Raw genomic sequence first — 15043 nt, 5'->3', positions numbered from 1 at the left:
GTCATCTCATTTGCATCCATTCCGATCCCGACGACTTCATCTCTCGGATTGTCGATCACGGCCTGGACGAGCTGCGTGGCCACGGCAGGTGACTGCTCCCTGTTGATCGAGGGGATGAGCCGGCCGCCGATGCCGACCTCCTTCTCTGCCTGGCGAAGGCCGTCGATGAGCCCATCGACCATCGCGGAATACGGGGTTGCCCAGAAAGCTCCATGCTGGGTCGGGTTGAAGAAGATCTCCCGGTACCTGATGTTTGCGTTGGTGAATGCATCGATCTGTGCCTCGTAGGCCACGCGGGCGAAGTCGTCGCGGTCCTTGATCGTGGAGACAACCGTGTCAAGAAGCTGCAGGGACGCTACGGCGTGGGGCTGGTACCGGGGATCATATGAGTCGACACCGTTCACCAGGGATACCCCGTTCTTCGCGGCAAGCTCGCGAAGGGTTTCGATGCGGAGTGTTCCCGCCAGATGGCAGTGAATTTCGGCCTTGGGGAGTCCGCTGATAAATCCGGAGCGCACGGGCCGTGCAAGTTGAATCGTGTCTGGCACTGTCTTCCATTTCTTTTTATTTCATTCGTATGAAATAAATCATCGACCGGACGGCGCGCCTTGTCAATGCCTCACGGGACTCATCTATCCTCAAATCAACATGGTGACCGGCCCGCGGCGCATGATGCTGCAGTCCGGCCGCCGTTAAATTCCCAACATTGTGAGGTGCAGGTGCCAAAGATCGTCGATCATCAGGAGCGGCGGGCCCGGGTTGCGGAGGTCGTGTGGCGAATGGTCGGCGAGCAGGGACTCGATGCCGTGACAATGCTGAGCGTCGCCCGCGGCTCGGGGCTCTCCGCGGGAACCATTCAGCACTACTTCGCAAACAAGAGCGAGCTTGTCCGGCTCGCAATGTCACAGACGTTTGACCGCACCGACACCCGGCTGGAAGGAATTGCAAACACCAGCCCGGCAATAGATGCCGTACGCGAAATGGCCTACGCGATCCTTCCGATGGACGATGAACGACGCAACGATGTCAGCGCCTGGCTCGGATTCGTAGGCAGGCTCGGGGCAGACCCGGCACTGCTGGAAATGTACCAGGCATACTATGCGCGGGCGCGAGAGAGGTGGTGCGCGGTGCTCCGCGAGGGCGTAACGGACGGTAGCATCCGCCCCGACATCGACATCGCGGCCGAAGCCGACGTCCTTGTTGGCCTTACCGACGGCCTGGCGATGCAAGCCGTCATGGAAGGACTTCCGGTGGAAAGGGTCGAACAGGCGTTCGAAGCCTACCTCTCCACCCTTCGGGAAAAGCCGCCCCTAGACGAGCAAAGACCGGCCTCCAACTTCACCCGCTAACAGACCCGCGCGGCCGGCGAAGGCCTGCCCACTGCGGCGGGCCCAACATTTGCATCGCCTGCGGCGAATCGTGCAACAAAACTGGCAAAAAGACCTCTTCGCCAGGATCATCTCGGCAAAGGGCGTCTACCGCGCGGCGGCCGCGCTGTCCGGTGAGGGATCCCTCAACGTACGGTTGAATTGGTCGGGTGAACGTGAGCGAGAGGACGTCAGAATGAGCTCGCCGAGTTCGAAAGCACGCCGCGCGGCGCAGGCAGCGAAGGTCACCGCCCGCAGCGCGCAGAGTTCCGGCATGATCAAGTGTTACGTGGAGTGCTACGAACGCCCTGACGGAATGCGTGACCTCCGCCTTCGTGAGAAGTTGACCCGGCGGACGGTGCGGGTTCTTACTGACGAACCGATGCTTCAGCAGTTCGCGCCGCTCTCGAACCTGCTGCAGGACTGCTATGCCCACGGCGGCGGACTCATCGAGGCTCGGAACCGCAACGAGCACGTCGCCATCCTCGCTCCAATATTCACTCAGAACGCGCAAGAGATCGCCGTGTGGTTCGGTGACAAGTTCTCCGTGACGGTTAACATCTTGTCCGCGCACATAATCTCTCCGCCCCTCTCCGTCTGGTGCTACATCGAGGAGTACCCAGGCGAGAATGGGCATCTAGGCCTCCGACTCCGGCAGAAGGTCACCGGCCGCAAGGTCGAGATATACGGCAAGACTAAGGACCACTTGACCAAGTTCCTTGCCAGCCCTCGCTTCACAGGCGCGTACAAGCGTATGCCGAATCTCTATGAGAAGGACGGATACCACGACTACGTGCTGGTCTCGGGCGGCACTGCCGTGGACTCGTATGACGTGCTCCTCTTCAAAGACGGCGCCCAGCTCACATACCTGCTCGGCCCGACACCGGATACCGCCTACCGAGATGCGTTCCGCATTCTGGAAGAGGAGTCTGCGGCCGCAGCCCACTCACGTACGGCCGTGACACATTTCAATGGTGGCCGATACCGCGAGGCCGTGCTCTCTGCACGCCTCGCGGTCGAGATGGCCTGCGGCGGGCGTGGTGTAGACGTGAAGCGTCGTCTCGCTGGGGCACCCCAGGATGTTTCGACAGCTGGGGACGACCTTTTTGCGAAGCGCAATATCGCCGTCCATGAAGGTGGCACAAGAGTCGAACAGCAGGACGCCCGGGAATCGATCCGCGCGATGACGCGCCTCCTTGGCTACCTGGAGCTGAAGAGCGGCCAACCGTGACTGTCGAGGCAGCGGCTCGTGTGCCTCGCAAGCCACCACCGACAGAGCATAGGTGCTGATTTCCGGCGGGTGCCTTGCCCGAGTTTCCGCTGAGGGATCCGCCAACGGGATGGGACCGTTTCGGCGGAGGAGCGGTTTCGGCGTGGTGTTTCGGCGCACCCTCCCCCGCCGTGTCAGGACCTGGTCTCGGGCGCGCGGAAAACTTTCGTTAAAAGCGTGGGCGCAGCTCGCTGTGATCGCGCCAAGCCTGGGTGCCGTCGTCGTACTCGACGGTCCATTCATCTGTGCCCGGTCGCTCCATGACGACGGCCGGCTCCCAGCCAGAGCCGTCCCGGCGCGCGACCTCGACACTCATGCCGTCTGGGAAAGGACCGTGACTGGCGAGGTAATCGGCCACAATGTCCCTAAGAGTTGCCTGCGAAAGGGGCCGCGCATCTGGCGCGGCGAGCATCCAGCTCTCTAGGCCGTCGCGCTCCGCCCCGCGTCATACACCTCTGCGGGCTCACCCGCACCAATGTGAATAGACGTCGCCATGCGGCACCACAATTCTCACCCCTCGGCCCGCGGAAGGAACTCCCGCATCGGCTACACCTCTGGCACCAAAGGTCGTCGCCGTGAGCACCGTCTCACGGCACGTCATGTCGCGACGTAATGCCACCCCGATGAAGAATCGTGAATGGGAAGACTTGCGGTGAATGTGGTCAAGACTTCGAACAGTCTCGCACCTCGCAGCGATTCTGCTCTACGGTCTGCGGCAACGGGGAGCGTTACCGTCGACGGCGGCAACGGCCGCGATCGTGACTATGTCCATCGCGCGGCTCTCCGCGCAGTCGGGTCTAAGGTACCTGTTCAAGACCACGATGATGGATGATGTGTCGCCGACTCCCCCGGACGCCACAAGCTACTACATGAAGGCCGGGACACCGCAGGGGCGCTGGCTCGGTAGCGGCCTGGGCGGCATCACCCGAGTCCGCGGCGACCCAGTCACCGAAACCGATGCCAAAGCCATCTTCGACGATACGGTCCATCCGGACACCGGCGCTCCCCTGGGCCGCCCGCACGGCCAACCCACACTCGTCCAAAACAGCCAGGGGCAAGCCGGCACGCGCCGCGCTGTCGCCGGATTCGATCTGACGTTCAGCGTCCCCAAATCAGTCTCCGTGCTCTGGGCGCTGAGCCCCTGCGCCCTCCAGGACCGGATCCTGCAGACCCACCACGACGCCGTCACCGCCACACTGGAATGGTTGGAAGAGTCCGTCATCCACACAAGATCCGGACGCAATGGCGTTGCCCGCATCGGCACCACGGGAGCCATCGCCGCCGCCTTTGATCATTGGGAGTCGCGGGCCGGGGACCCGCAGCTGCACACGCACCTGGTCATCGCCAACCGCGTCCAACGGACCACCGACGGCGCCTGGGTCACCCTCGACTCCCGGACCCTCTACAAGGCCGCCGTCGCTGCCAGCGAACACTACAACGGACTGCTCTTCGATGCCCTGCACCGCCGCCTCGGGACCGACACCGACATCCGCGAGCCCGCAGCCGCCACGCATAACCCGAGTGCGCAGCTGACCGGCGTCGATGACAGCCTGATCCGCGAATTCTCCCACCGCTCCCGCCTCATCGAGCTGGAGACCGACCGGCTCGTGGCCGAATGGACCACAGACCACGGGACTTCCCCAACGGCGACCACCACCATCAAACTCCGCCAGCAGGCAACCCTCTCCACCCGCACCCCCAAAGCCGACATCATTGCGCCACTCCGTGAGCTCTCCGCAAGGTGGCAGGCACGCGCGGCAGCCAAAGGCTTCGAGCCCCGGCTCGTTCTGGCAAACACCATCCGGCGGTCACGGACAAACCCGTTCCGATCTTCCGACTTCACCCACGACTGGGTCGACTCCGTCGCCTCACTGACGCGGGAGCGGGTTGCGGCCAAACGCGCCACCTGGAGCCGATGGAACCTCCTCGCGGAAGCCGAACGTGTCTGCGCCGCGATCCGCTGCCACACATCGGAGGACCGCGACGCCCTGATCGACGCCGTCGCCACCGCCGCCGAATCCCAATCCGTCCCCCTGAACGACTACCGCTACAGCGTCCCCGCTGACGCGCGGTCCGATCTCCGGTTCGGCAAGCAGAGCGTCTTCGACTTCCACGGCTCCCGCCTCTACACCGACGCCACCACCCTCGCGTGCGAGGAGACCGTCATGGAAGCAAGGAACGACGACGGCGGTCCCGCCGTCCGGCCAATGGTCGCCATGGATGAACTCGCCGGATACCAGCGCCACGGCAAATTCGGGCTGCACGACGACCAGCGGGCCGCCGCTGCCGAGATCCTGCTAAGCGGAAACCGGCTCGACGCCGTCGTCGGACCCGCCGGAACCGGTAAGACCACCGCCCTCGGCGCAATCAAGGCTGCCTGGGAAGCAGAGTTCGGTCCCGGCAGCGTAGTCGGATTGGCGCCCGCGGCGGCGAGCGCCGAGGTTCTCGGGCGGGAACTGTCCGTGGTCGCGGAGAATGTCGCCAAGTGGCTGTACGAGTCCGCCGGTGAGGGGGCCAGTCGCCGGGCTGAGCGGTTCTTCGATGCAGAGCGGCGGCTCACCAATCCTGTGGCTAAGTCAAGCCCGCAGACCGCTCTGCTCGCACAGAAAGCCGCTTGGCTCTTCGCCGAGCAGGACCGGTGGCAGTTCCATTCGAACCAGCTGGTTGTCGTCGACGAGGCCTCGATGGTGTCCACCCTTCAGCTCGCCGCGCTTGTGGAACAGGCCCGGGACGCCGGAGCAAAGATCCTATTGGTGGGCGATCCCGGGCAGCTGGATGCCATCGACGCCGGCGGTGTCCTGGGCTGGCTAGACCGCCAGGGCAAGACCGCCCGGTTGAGCACCATCTGGCGCTTCGAGAACGCCTGGGAACGGGATGCCTCGTTGAAGCTCCGTGCCGGGGACGTCGCAGCCATCAGCGACTACGAGCAGCATCAACGGATCCGGCATGGAACCTATCTGGACATGGTCGGTCAGGCATATCTGCACTGGCAGTCCGACATCCGCGCGGGAAGGTCGTCCATCCTTATTGCCGCCGACCACGACACCGTCAGCATGCTCAACGAACGAGCCCAGGCGGACCGCGTGATCCAGGGTCTTGTCGACGCCGAACAGACAGCACTCCTGGGGGACACGCTGTGTGCCGGGCGCGGTGACACGGTGATCGCTCGCCGCAACGACCGCACCGTTGCCGACAGCAACGGTGACTTCATCCGCAACGGCGCCCTGCTCGATGTCGTACGTGTCGGCAGGCGCGACGGTTCCCTGGTGGCGGTCCGCAGGGACACCGGCGCCATCGTTACCCTGCGCCGCGAGTATGTCGAGTCGGCCGTGGAACTGGGATACGCGACCACTGCCCACCGCTCCCAAGGAATCACGGTCGACACCGGCCACACCGTCGTCACCCAAGGACGTCTCACACGTGAGCTTCTCTACGTCGGCATGACGCGCGGACGCGGCGGCAATTACGCGTACGTCAGCGAAAACGACCCCACCGACCACGAACCGCTGGACCCCTCCTTGCAACCGCAATGGCAGGAGATCCTCGCCGAAGTGCTCGCGGCAGAAGGCGCCGAACGAACCGCCCATGAAGTCCGCGACGCCGAACAGCTCAGCGCCGACAGTTTGGAACGGCTCAGCGCCGAATACGACTACCTCGCACAAATCGCATCCGCGGAAGACCTGACAAGGTTCATCAAGGCGCGCACTCCGGAGATTGATCAGGTGTTGCAACAATCCCCCTCGTGGGGCGCGGCCGTCGCAGCCTGGCGCCGAGCGACCGCGGCCAGCCGGCCCGGGGCTCAGCGGACTGTCACGGCCGCTTTGGAAACAAGCGGCGACGCAAAGGACGTCGCAGCCGTTCTACACGCCCGGCTCGTCAATTTCTCATCCCGCGTGCCAGCCGGCGATCGTGCCTTCATCCCCGAACCACTTCATACCAACCGGCCCGACCTCGCCGACATGATCAACCAAGTAACCCATAAGATCAGGCAGCGGGCCAAGCAAGTCGCGTCGGCCGCTTTGACGCAGGACACTGAATGGAAACGAAAACTCCTCCAAACGCTCCCGCCGAACGTGACCGCGACAGACACCGCCCGCCTGGTCGCCAGGGTTGCCATCTACAGGGACCGCTGGGGTATCGACGACTCACCCCTCCCTCTGGGACCTGCACCGGCAGACCACGATTGGGAACAGTCATCGCAGTACGAACAACTCAAGCGCGTTGCCGACCGGGCTTCGTCCCAAGCCAACCGGCAACAACAACCCGGCCCATGGCTGGAAGATTCGATCTCCCAACAGATCAGCCCCATTACTGTCGGTTGGCAGCTCTGACATCAAGATCACTCTGCTCCTCCGCACGGTCATGCCGTCTGCACCTTTGTCCCCCATGAAGTGGGAACAGAGCCTGACCGTATGTCAGGTGACCAAGACCACGGAGACTCCAATGACGACGACGCCAAATCGCAACCAGCCCGTCGAGGTTGACCAACAGTGGCTAACCCCGAAGGAGATCTGCGCACAGCTACAGATCCCCGAACAGACCTTCTACCAGTGGCGAGCCAAGCACGTCGGGCCACACGCATACCGCATCGGCAGGCACCTGCGAATCAGGCAAAGCGACTTCGTTGCCTGGCTGTCGCTGCACGCAGAGCCGTAACCGGCCCAAAACCTGCACGCGATAAATGAGCAGGTACCCACTGCCCCTCGGAACATGGGGTCTCATTCGCACTGACCGGGCAACAGCAAGAAGCTGGCGTGCACGGGCCAGATACCGGGACTTCGACGGGCAAACGCGAAAAATCGAAGCCCGCGGACCATCCGCCGCCGCGGCACGGCGAAATCTCCAAATCAAACTGCAAAAAAGGCAGACCCAAGGCAACGCCCTCATCAGCGCAACAGACCAGATCCGCGACCTCTCAGAGGTCTACCTCGCAGAGCTGCAACGCTCGGACAAGGCATCGCGGACCAAAGACAAGTACGCATTCAGCGTCAAGAAGTACATTCTGCCTGGAATCGGCTCTGTCCGCATTGGAGAGACCACGCCAGGCGTCGTGGATCACTTCATTCGAAATGTTGTCGACGCGGCCGGCCCGGCTACGGCCCGCACTTGCGGGGCCGTGTTGTCGTCGATGTTCAAAATCGCGCTGCGCCACGACGCTGTGAGCATCAATCCGGTCCTAGGAATCTCTATCCCGAGAAGTCGGGCGGCAAAGCCTCAAGCTCTGGATCCGGAACAGTTTCTGGATCTGAGGACCAAGCTCATTGCCTGGGAACAGGGATCGGTGCTTGGCCGCACGAGGTCCCAGGAACTCCACCAAATCGCCGACGTCCTCATCACCACAGGCCTACGCCCAGGCGAACTCTTCGCACTGTCCTGGGCTGATGTCGACCTCGAGGCAGACCCGCCGACCGTCCATGTCCACGCCACAGTCATCCGTACTTCCACCGGGGGAGTCACCATTCAAGACCACCCAAAATCCGAGCACGGATTCCGCTACGTGACCATACCGCCAAATCTCGCCGAGTCGCTTCGAAGGCGACAGCACAGGCAACGCAGCAACGCCACTGGGAATCCCTTGGACCTGGTCTTTCCCTCATCCACAGGAACGGTGTGCGATCCGAACAATGTCGGCAAGACCTGGCGCAAAGCGGCAGACGAAATCGGATACTCGTGGGTGACGTTCAAAACGTTCCGCAAGGCCAACGCGACTCTCATCGCACGGACCATGGGCGCCGAAACGGCCGCCTACCAGGCAGGGCACTCCAAGGTGTCAATGACCCGGAAGCACTACGTCGAGGAATACAAAGAAGCGATCGACACACGGGCTGTGCTCGGCGCCTTCGACGCAGCCAACGGGGGACCAGGAGCGCCTGGCAAGACCGGTCTCCAAATCTGATTAAGGTGAGTTAAAGGTGAGTCCGGATCGAAAAAGTTCAAATGGCTCTGACCAGAATCAACATACCTGCAGGTCAGAACCAAACTAAGAGCCCCCTGTCGGATTCGAACCGACGACCCCCGCTTTACAAGAGCGGTGCTCTGGCCAACTGAGCTAAGGAGGCGCGCTCCGGCGAACCGGAGCTGGTTGCCCCGGCTGACCGGGACTGATGCCCGGCGAACCGGAGCTAGTGCGCGCGAGCGCTAGATAAGGGTAGCCCAAGACCTCCCGCCCACGGAAATTCCGCGAGGCCCAGCGCCGACACCGCCGTCCAACAGCGGGCGACGGCGCACAGCCCCCGCCCCCGCAAACGGGAGGCCTAGGCCGAGAGAACTACTTCTTCGCGGCGATAGCTGCGTTCAGGAGGGTCATGAAGTCCGTCTTGTTGTCCCATTGCTGGCCGTCGATGAAGACCGTGGGCGTGCCGGAAATCCCGATATTTTTGGCCTCCTGGGTGACCACCTTGATGAACGGCCTGTAGGTCTTGTTGTCGATGCAGGAGTCAATGTTGGCCGATCCCGCTTGGGTGGCCAACTTCTTGAGGTCGTTGTCCGAAATGCCTGCACTGCCCTCGGCGGGCTGCTGTGCGTACAGCAGGTCTACGAGTGCCGAGTACTTGTCCGGCGAAGTGTTTGCCACGCACGCGGCAGCGTTGGCGGCGCGGGAGGAGTAGTTGGTAGTAGAGCTGGCGTCCAGGAAGCCGAACGGACGGTACTCCAAGGTGATCTTGCCGTCGTTGCGCAACTGGGTCAGCTGCTGGCTGTACGTGGTCTCGAAGTTCTTGCAGATGGGGCAGATGAAGTCGATGTAGGCCACAACCTTGACCGGCTTTCCAGCTTCAGCCGCAGCGCCCGGAGCGGTCACGGTAGCGGGCGCGGTGGCCGGGGCCGCCGGAAGGGACGCGAGGCTAACGGTGCCGGCGGCCACCTTCGTCACATCGGTGCCCTTCAGCAGCGTCACGCCGCCGTGCACGTTGGCGTTGGCCGGCGTCGGGCCCTGATCGGCGATCGGTGCGTTGTTCGCAATGTTCTGGGTGACCACGAGGGCAATGACCGCGAGGATCGCCACGACGGCAACCACAATGCCCCATCCGATGAGCAACTTGTTGCGCTTGTCTTTCTTCAGCTGAGCTTCGCGGATCTCGCGGGCCTTTTCGCGGGCCTGGGCGGTGCGCTCTGCCTTGGACAGGCGTGGTTCGTTTGCGGGGCTCATCAGTTCCTCGTGATTGATCGACGGCGTTGGTTCTTAGCTATGGCAACGGGGCCAGTTTACGGGAGAAGACTGGCAGCTTTGCTGGGGTCTTCGACTCCAGTCTGAGGAACGAGCAAGTGTCCTTGATGATTCCCGCCGGTAGGGTGGGAGATGAGTCACAGGCAACCCCAGGGGGCAGCAATGCAAGAACCGGCAAGCGATAAAATCGATAGCGCGCCCGAAGGCAAACAGGCTCCAAAGGCCCGGAAACACGATTTCATGGTGGTCTCCAACCGCCTTCCGGTAGACCGTTTCCCCGGCGATGACGGGGAAAGCAGCGAGGAAGGTTGGCGCCGCTCTCCCGGCGGCCTGGTGACTGCCCTCGCGCCGATGATGACCAAGGCCGACGGCGCGTGGGTGGGCTGGCACGGCGCCCCGGACGAAGCGTTGGAGCCATTCAGCCACGGCGGCATGGACCTGGTTCCCGTGGAACTCAGCACGGACGATGTTGAGCTCTATTACGAAGGGTTCTCCAACGCGACCCTCTGGCCGCTCTACCACGACGTCATTGCCCCGCCGGAGTTCCACCGAACATGGTGGGACAGCTACCGCCGGGTCAACCAGCGGTTCGCCGACGCCGTCATCCAATTCGCGGACCAGGGAGCCACCGTGTGGGTGCAGGACTACCAACTCCAGCTCGTGCCGAGCATGCTCCGCCGAGCGCGTCCGGACCTGCGGATCGGTTTCTTCAACCACATCCCGTTCCCGCCGCCGGAGATCTTCGCCCAGCTGCCGTGGCGCCAGGCCATCATCGAAGGCCTTCTCGGCGCTGACCTGGTGGGTTTCCAGCGCCCCAGTGACGCGGCAAACTTCATGCGCTCGGCGCGCCGCTTCATTGGCGCGAGTGTTAAACAGCAGCAGATCCACGTCAAGGGGCCAGATGGCCAGATCACCCATATTGCACGCGCTCAGGCCTTTCCGATCTCCATCGCAGTGGATCAGATCAGTGAGCTCGCCGAGCGCCCTGACATCGTCGAACGTGCCCGGCAGATCCGCCAGGACCTCGGAAACCCCAAGACAATCCTCCTGGGCGTGGACCGCCTCGACTACACCAAGGGCATCCCCCACCGTTTAAAGGCCTTCGAGGAACTCCTCAAAGAAGGCCGGCTCAGGGTGGAGGACGCCACACTGATCCAGGTGGCGAGCCCCAGCCGCGAGCGCGTGCGGCAGTACAGGCTCCTACGTGAGGAAATTGAAGGCACCGTGGGCCACATCAACGGCAGCTACGACACGATGCAGAACACCGCCGTCCGCTACCTCCACCACAGCTACCCGATCGAAGAGATGGTGGCGTTGTACCTCGCGGCCGACGTCATGCTCGTGACGGCCTTGCGCGACGGCATGAACCTCGTGGCCAAGGAATATGTCACAGCCCGGACCAACAACACGGGCGCCTTGGTCCTCAGTGAATTCACTGGCGCGGCTGATCAACTCAAGCAAGCACTCCTCATGAATCCGCACGACATCGACGGACTCAAGAACACCATCATGAGGGCCGTGCACCTGCCCCAGAGCGAATCCCGCCGCCGGATGAAGTCCATGCGCAAGCAAATCCTCGACCACGACGTCGATCATTGGTCAGCCGAATTCCTCTCGGCCCTAGCAGAAATCGTGGTGCGCGATGACTCCTGAGACAGCTTCCACTCCCCCGCTGAGCCTGCCGCCCGAGTTGCTCGACGCCGTCCGCAGGATCGCGGGAACCGATCACCTCTTGGTGGCCATGGACTTTGACGGCACCATCTCCCCGATCGTGGACCACGCCGACGCCGCGCGCCCGCTCCAGCGGTCAGCCGCCGCTTTCGCTGAACTCGCCAAACTTCCGAGGACGACGACGGCGCTCATCTCCGGGCGGGCACTGGCCAGCCTGCGGGCGGTCGCCTCTCCTCCCGAGGCCACGTTGCTGATAGGTAGCCATGGTGCAGAGGCCTGGATGGGCCCCGGTTCGGCGGTACTCCAGCTCGACGACGCCCAAAGGGAGCTCCTTGCCGAAGTCCGCGAGGTCTTGGCCGGAATCTCGCAGGAAGCTCCGGGGACAGTCCTCGAAGACAAACCCGCCGGCGTCGTACTCCACACCCGGCGTGCCGCCGATGACGTAGCGGAGGACGCTGTCGCGGCCGCGCGGACGGTGCTTGAAGGCCGACCGGGAGTCTTCCTCAAGAACGGCAAGCGGGTCCTCGAGACCTCGGTGGTGCATTCCTCGAAAGGCGAGGCTGTCGAGTTCCTGCGCCAGGCCACCTCGGCTACCGGGATCCTTTTTGCGGGCGACGATGTCACTGATGAGGACGCGATCGCCAGGCTTGGCACGGGTGACGTCGGGGTGAAGGTCGGGCTGGACTTCACCCAGGCCGAGTTCCGCGTCGAGGCCCCTGTCCACGTCGCCGAACTCCTGGAGGCGGTCCTTCGCGAACGTCGCCGCGAAGTCTCGGGAGACTCATCTCACATGTGACGTTCGTAACATTTGGGCGAATAACCTGCACTGCTGCCATACTCTTGCTTGTGATGTGACGCACAACTACCGTGCGGTGTCACTCGAACTCCCCTGCCTGGGCTCCAGCCCGGGGCGGGGAGTCCAACTTAATAAACATGAACCATTCACAACGGATCGTCCGGCACGTACCTGCCGGTGAAGGGATTGATAACTGTGGCTACAGTTACTTTTGATAACGCTACGCGTCTGTACCCGGGCACAGATAAGCCCGCCGTCGATAAGCTCAACATCGACATCGCCGATGGCGAATTCCTGGTCCTCGTTGGACCCTCCGGTTGCGGTAAGTCCACCTCCCTGCGCATGCTCGCAGGCCTCGAGGATGTGAACTCCGGCCGTATCCTGATCGGTGACCGCGACGTCACGGACGTCCCGCCGAAGGATCGCGACATCGCGATGGTCTTCCAGAACTACGCCCTGTACCCGCACATGACGGTTGCGGACAACATGGGCTTCGCACTCAAGATCGCCGGCGTCTCCAAGGAAGAGCGCGCCGAGCGTGTCCGCGAAGCGGCCAAGCTTCTTGACCTCGAGCTCTACCTGGACCGCAAGCCGAAGGCGCTCTCTGGTGGCCAGCGTCAGCGCGTTGCCATGGGCCGCGCTATCGTGCGTAACCCGCAGGTCTTCCTCATGGATGAGCCTCTTTCCAACCTGGACGCCAAGCTCCGTGTCCAGACCCGTACGCAGATCGCGTCCCTGACCCGCCGCCTCGGCGTCACCACGGTCTACGTGACCCACGACCAGGTCGAGGCCATGACCATGGGTGACCGCGTTGCCGTTCTCAAGGATGGCCTGCTGCAGCAGGTAGACACCCCGCGCAACCTGTACGACCGCCCGAAGAACGTCTTCGTTGCCGGCTTCATCGGCTCCCCCGCCATGAACCTGCTGGAACTGCCCGTCGTCGACGGCGGCGTCCAGTTCGGTGGCACGGTTTACCCGGTACCGCACGATGTCCTCGAAGAGGCACACGGCAAGACCGTCACGCTCGGTTCCCGTCCGGAAGACCTCGAGACCGTTGGTGCCGGCGAAGGCCTCGAGGTTGAGGTTGACGTCGTCGAAGAGCTCGGCGCCGACGCCTACGTCTACGGCCACACCACGCTTGATGGCAAGAGCCACGACATCGTGGCCCGCGTCGACGGCCGCCGCCCCCCGATGAAGGGCGAGTCCATCTTCGTTCGTCCGCAGTCGGGCCACGTGCACTTGTTCGACACCAAGTCGGGCCTGCGCCTGGGCGACTAACACAGCACTACCGACGGCGGCCCTTCCGAGTGGACGGGCCGCCGTCGTCGTTAACAGCAGCCTCCATACGGAAGAATTGATCCCATGAGCGAGCAAAGCGGTGCCAAGTGGCATGACGAACCCACCGACTACGCGCAGATCGGCAAACTTCCGCGCACCGAGGCCGCCAGTGCCAATGACGCCACCCCGCCGGCGAGCGTCATCGGATCCCTCAACATCACGGCCGCGGCCGCGGATCCTGAGCTGCTGGACCTGCCGTGGCACATCGCGCTCGAAGACTGGCCTGCCGCCAACCTGGCTGCCCTGCCCCGCGGTATCTCCCGGCACATCGTGCGTTTCGCCCATCTGGCCGGTTCCGTCATCGCCATCAAGGAAACGTCCGAGCACGTTGCCCGGCACGAGTACCACATGCTCCGCAAGCTGGCGCGGATGGATGTGCCTTGCGTCGAGCCGGTTGCGGTCATCACCGGCCGCACCACTATTGACGGCAAGCCCCTGAACCCTGTGCTCGTCACCCGGCACCTCAAGTTCTCCATGCCGTACCGGGCGCTCTTCTCCCAGATGCTGCGCCGGGACACCCTGACAAGGCTTATCGACGCCCAAGCGCTGCTGCTCGTGCGCCTGCACCTGATCGGTTTCTATTGGGGCGACGTTTCCTTGTCCAACACCTTGTTCCGCCGCGACGCCGGTGCGTTCGCCGCGTACCTGGTGGACGCCGAAACCGGCGAGCTGTATCCCGATCTATCGGTGGGTCAGCGCGAGTACGATCTGGAGATCGCCCGCGTCAACATCGCCGGGGAACTCATGGACCTGCTCGAAGGCGGCCTGATCGAGGAGAAGGTGGATCCGGTAGCGACGTCGGAGCTCATCATGGACTCGTACCGGCGGCTATGGGCCGAACTCACCGAAAAGGAATCGTTTGAGCTCGGCGAACGCTGGCGGGTGGGAGCGCGCATCCGCCGGCTCAACGAACTCGGCTTCGACGTCGAGGAATATGCCATCAAGACCACCGCGGACGGCTCCACTATCCAGCTTCAGCCCAAGGTCGTCGACGCAGGCCACCACCAGCGTCGGCTGCTCCGCCTCACTGGCCTGGATGCCCAGGAGAACCAGGCCCGCCGGCTGCTCAATGACATGGATTCGTTCCGGGCGGACAACAACCCGGACATGGACGAAGAAATCAGTGCCCACACCTGGGTCAGCCAGATCTTCGAGCCCATCGTCCGGTCCATCCCGCGCGACCTCGCAGGCAAGCTTGAGCCGGCGGAAGTGGTCCACGAAGTCCTCGAACACCGCTGGTACATGAGCCAGAAGCAGGACAGCCACATCCCCTTGGCTGAAGCCGTGCAGTCCTATTTGGACACCGTGCTGCGCCACCGGCGTGACGAGGCCGCCATCATGCTCAATCCGGATACGGCTCTGCTCAAGATCCTGGAAGCTGAAACCGAGGAATCCCGGTATGACGAGGACGAATACCCGGATTCGGACGACTAGGG

Annotated in this window: 11 protein-coding genes, 1 tRNA gene and 1 pseudogene; 9 read left to right on the top strand and 4 right to left on the bottom strand. The window is 63.3% G+C overall.

Annotated elements, in window-relative coordinates:
* Positions 1–548: pseudogene (locus tag NFJ07_RS24450) on the bottom strand (hypothetical protein); the annotation flags it as partial.
* A 165-nt stretch (positions 549–713) separates the two neighbouring features.
* Here NFJ07_RS24450 and NFJ07_RS24445 point away from each other — a divergent pair.
* The gene (locus NFJ07_RS24445) at positions 714–1349 is read left to right on the top strand and encodes a TetR/AcrR family transcriptional regulator (protein ID WP_269998582.1); all 636 of its coding nucleotides are present in this window, start codon (positions 714–716) and stop codon (positions 1347–1349) included.
* A 214-nt stretch (positions 1350–1563) separates the two neighbouring features.
* Positions 1564–2598, top strand: coding sequence for a hypothetical protein (locus NFJ07_RS24440; RefSeq protein WP_269998581.1), 1035 nt, complete (start codon positions 1564–1566; stop codon positions 2596–2598).
* A 208-nt stretch (positions 2599–2806) separates the two neighbouring features.
* On the opposite strand, the gene NFJ07_RS24435 is transcribed toward NFJ07_RS24440, so the two are convergent.
* The gene (locus tag NFJ07_RS24435; protein WP_269998580.1) at positions 2807–2953 is read right to left on the bottom strand and encodes a tudor domain-containing protein; all 147 of its coding nucleotides are present in this window, start codon (positions 2951–2953) and stop codon (positions 2807–2809) included.
* Positions 2954–3293: 340 nt separating this feature from the next.
* On the opposite strand from NFJ07_RS24435, the gene mobF reads away from it, so the two are divergent.
* The 3 genes from mobF to NFJ07_RS24420 all read left to right on the top strand — a co-directional run bounded on the left by mobF (position 3294) and on the right by NFJ07_RS24420 (position 8533).
* A complete protein-coding gene (gene mobF / locus NFJ07_RS24430) occupies positions 3294–6968 on the top strand; it encodes a MobF family relaxase (RefSeq protein ID WP_269998579.1) in 3675 nt (1224 codons plus the stop codon).
* A 112-nt stretch (positions 6969–7080) separates the two neighbouring features.
* Positions 7081–7293 carry a helix-turn-helix domain-containing protein gene (locus tag NFJ07_RS24425; RefSeq protein WP_269998578.1) on the top strand — a complete coding sequence of 71 codons (213 nt, stop codon included), beginning with the start codon at positions 7081–7083 and terminating at the stop codon, positions 7291–7293.
* Between the two features lie 25 nt (positions 7294–7318).
* Positions 7319–8533: a site-specific integrase gene (locus NFJ07_RS24420; RefSeq protein ID WP_269998577.1), complete on the top strand. Its 1215-nt coding sequence runs from the start codon at positions 7319–7321 to the stop codon at positions 8531–8533.
* An 89-nt stretch (positions 8534–8622) separates the two neighbouring features.
* On the opposite strand, the gene NFJ07_RS24415 is transcribed toward NFJ07_RS24420, so the two are convergent.
* Positions 8623–8696 (bottom strand) — tRNA-Thr (locus NFJ07_RS24415).
* A 209-nt stretch (positions 8697–8905) separates the two neighbouring features.
* Positions 8906–9784 carry a DsbA family protein gene (locus NFJ07_RS24410; RefSeq protein WP_269998576.1) on the bottom strand — a complete coding sequence of 293 codons (879 nt, stop codon included), beginning with the start codon at positions 9782–9784 and terminating at the stop codon, positions 8906–8908.
* Between the two features lie 180 nt (positions 9785–9964).
* Here NFJ07_RS24410 and NFJ07_RS24405 point away from each other — a divergent pair, with 180 nt between their 5' ends.
* The 4 genes from NFJ07_RS24405 to NFJ07_RS24390 all read left to right on the top strand — a co-directional run bounded on the left by NFJ07_RS24405 (position 9965) and on the right by NFJ07_RS24390 (position 15041).
* Positions 9965–11455 carry an alpha,alpha-trehalose-phosphate synthase (UDP-forming) gene (locus NFJ07_RS24405; protein ID WP_269998574.1) on the top strand — a complete coding sequence of 497 codons (1491 nt, stop codon included), beginning with the start codon at positions 9965–9967 and terminating at the stop codon, positions 11453–11455.
* Positions 11445–12269: a trehalose-phosphatase gene (gene otsB, locus NFJ07_RS24400; protein WP_269998572.1), complete on the top strand. Its 825-nt coding sequence runs from the start codon at positions 11445–11447 to the stop codon at positions 12267–12269. The genes NFJ07_RS24405 and otsB overlap by 11 nt, the downstream gene beginning before the upstream one ends.
* Positions 12270–12464: 195 nt before the next feature.
* Positions 12465–13547: an ABC transporter ATP-binding protein gene (locus NFJ07_RS24395; RefSeq protein ID WP_234751365.1), complete on the top strand. Its 1083-nt coding sequence runs from the start codon at positions 12465–12467 to the stop codon at positions 13545–13547.
* A gap of 84 nt (positions 13548–13631) precedes the next feature.
* Positions 13632–15041 carry a DUF4032 domain-containing protein gene (locus tag NFJ07_RS24390; protein ID WP_269998570.1) on the top strand — a complete coding sequence of 470 codons (1410 nt, stop codon included), beginning with the start codon at positions 13632–13634 and terminating at the stop codon, positions 15039–15041.
* Positions 15042–15043 lie beyond the last annotated feature (2 nt).

Origin of the sequence: Arthrobacter sp. B2a2-09, assembly GCF_027587375.1 — a bacterium.
Lineage (GTDB): Bacteria > Actinomycetota > Actinomycetes > Actinomycetales > Micrococcaceae > Arthrobacter.
The sequence above is the reverse complement of the archived record's forward strand: the minus strand, read 5'-3'. Positions and strand labels throughout refer to the sequence as shown.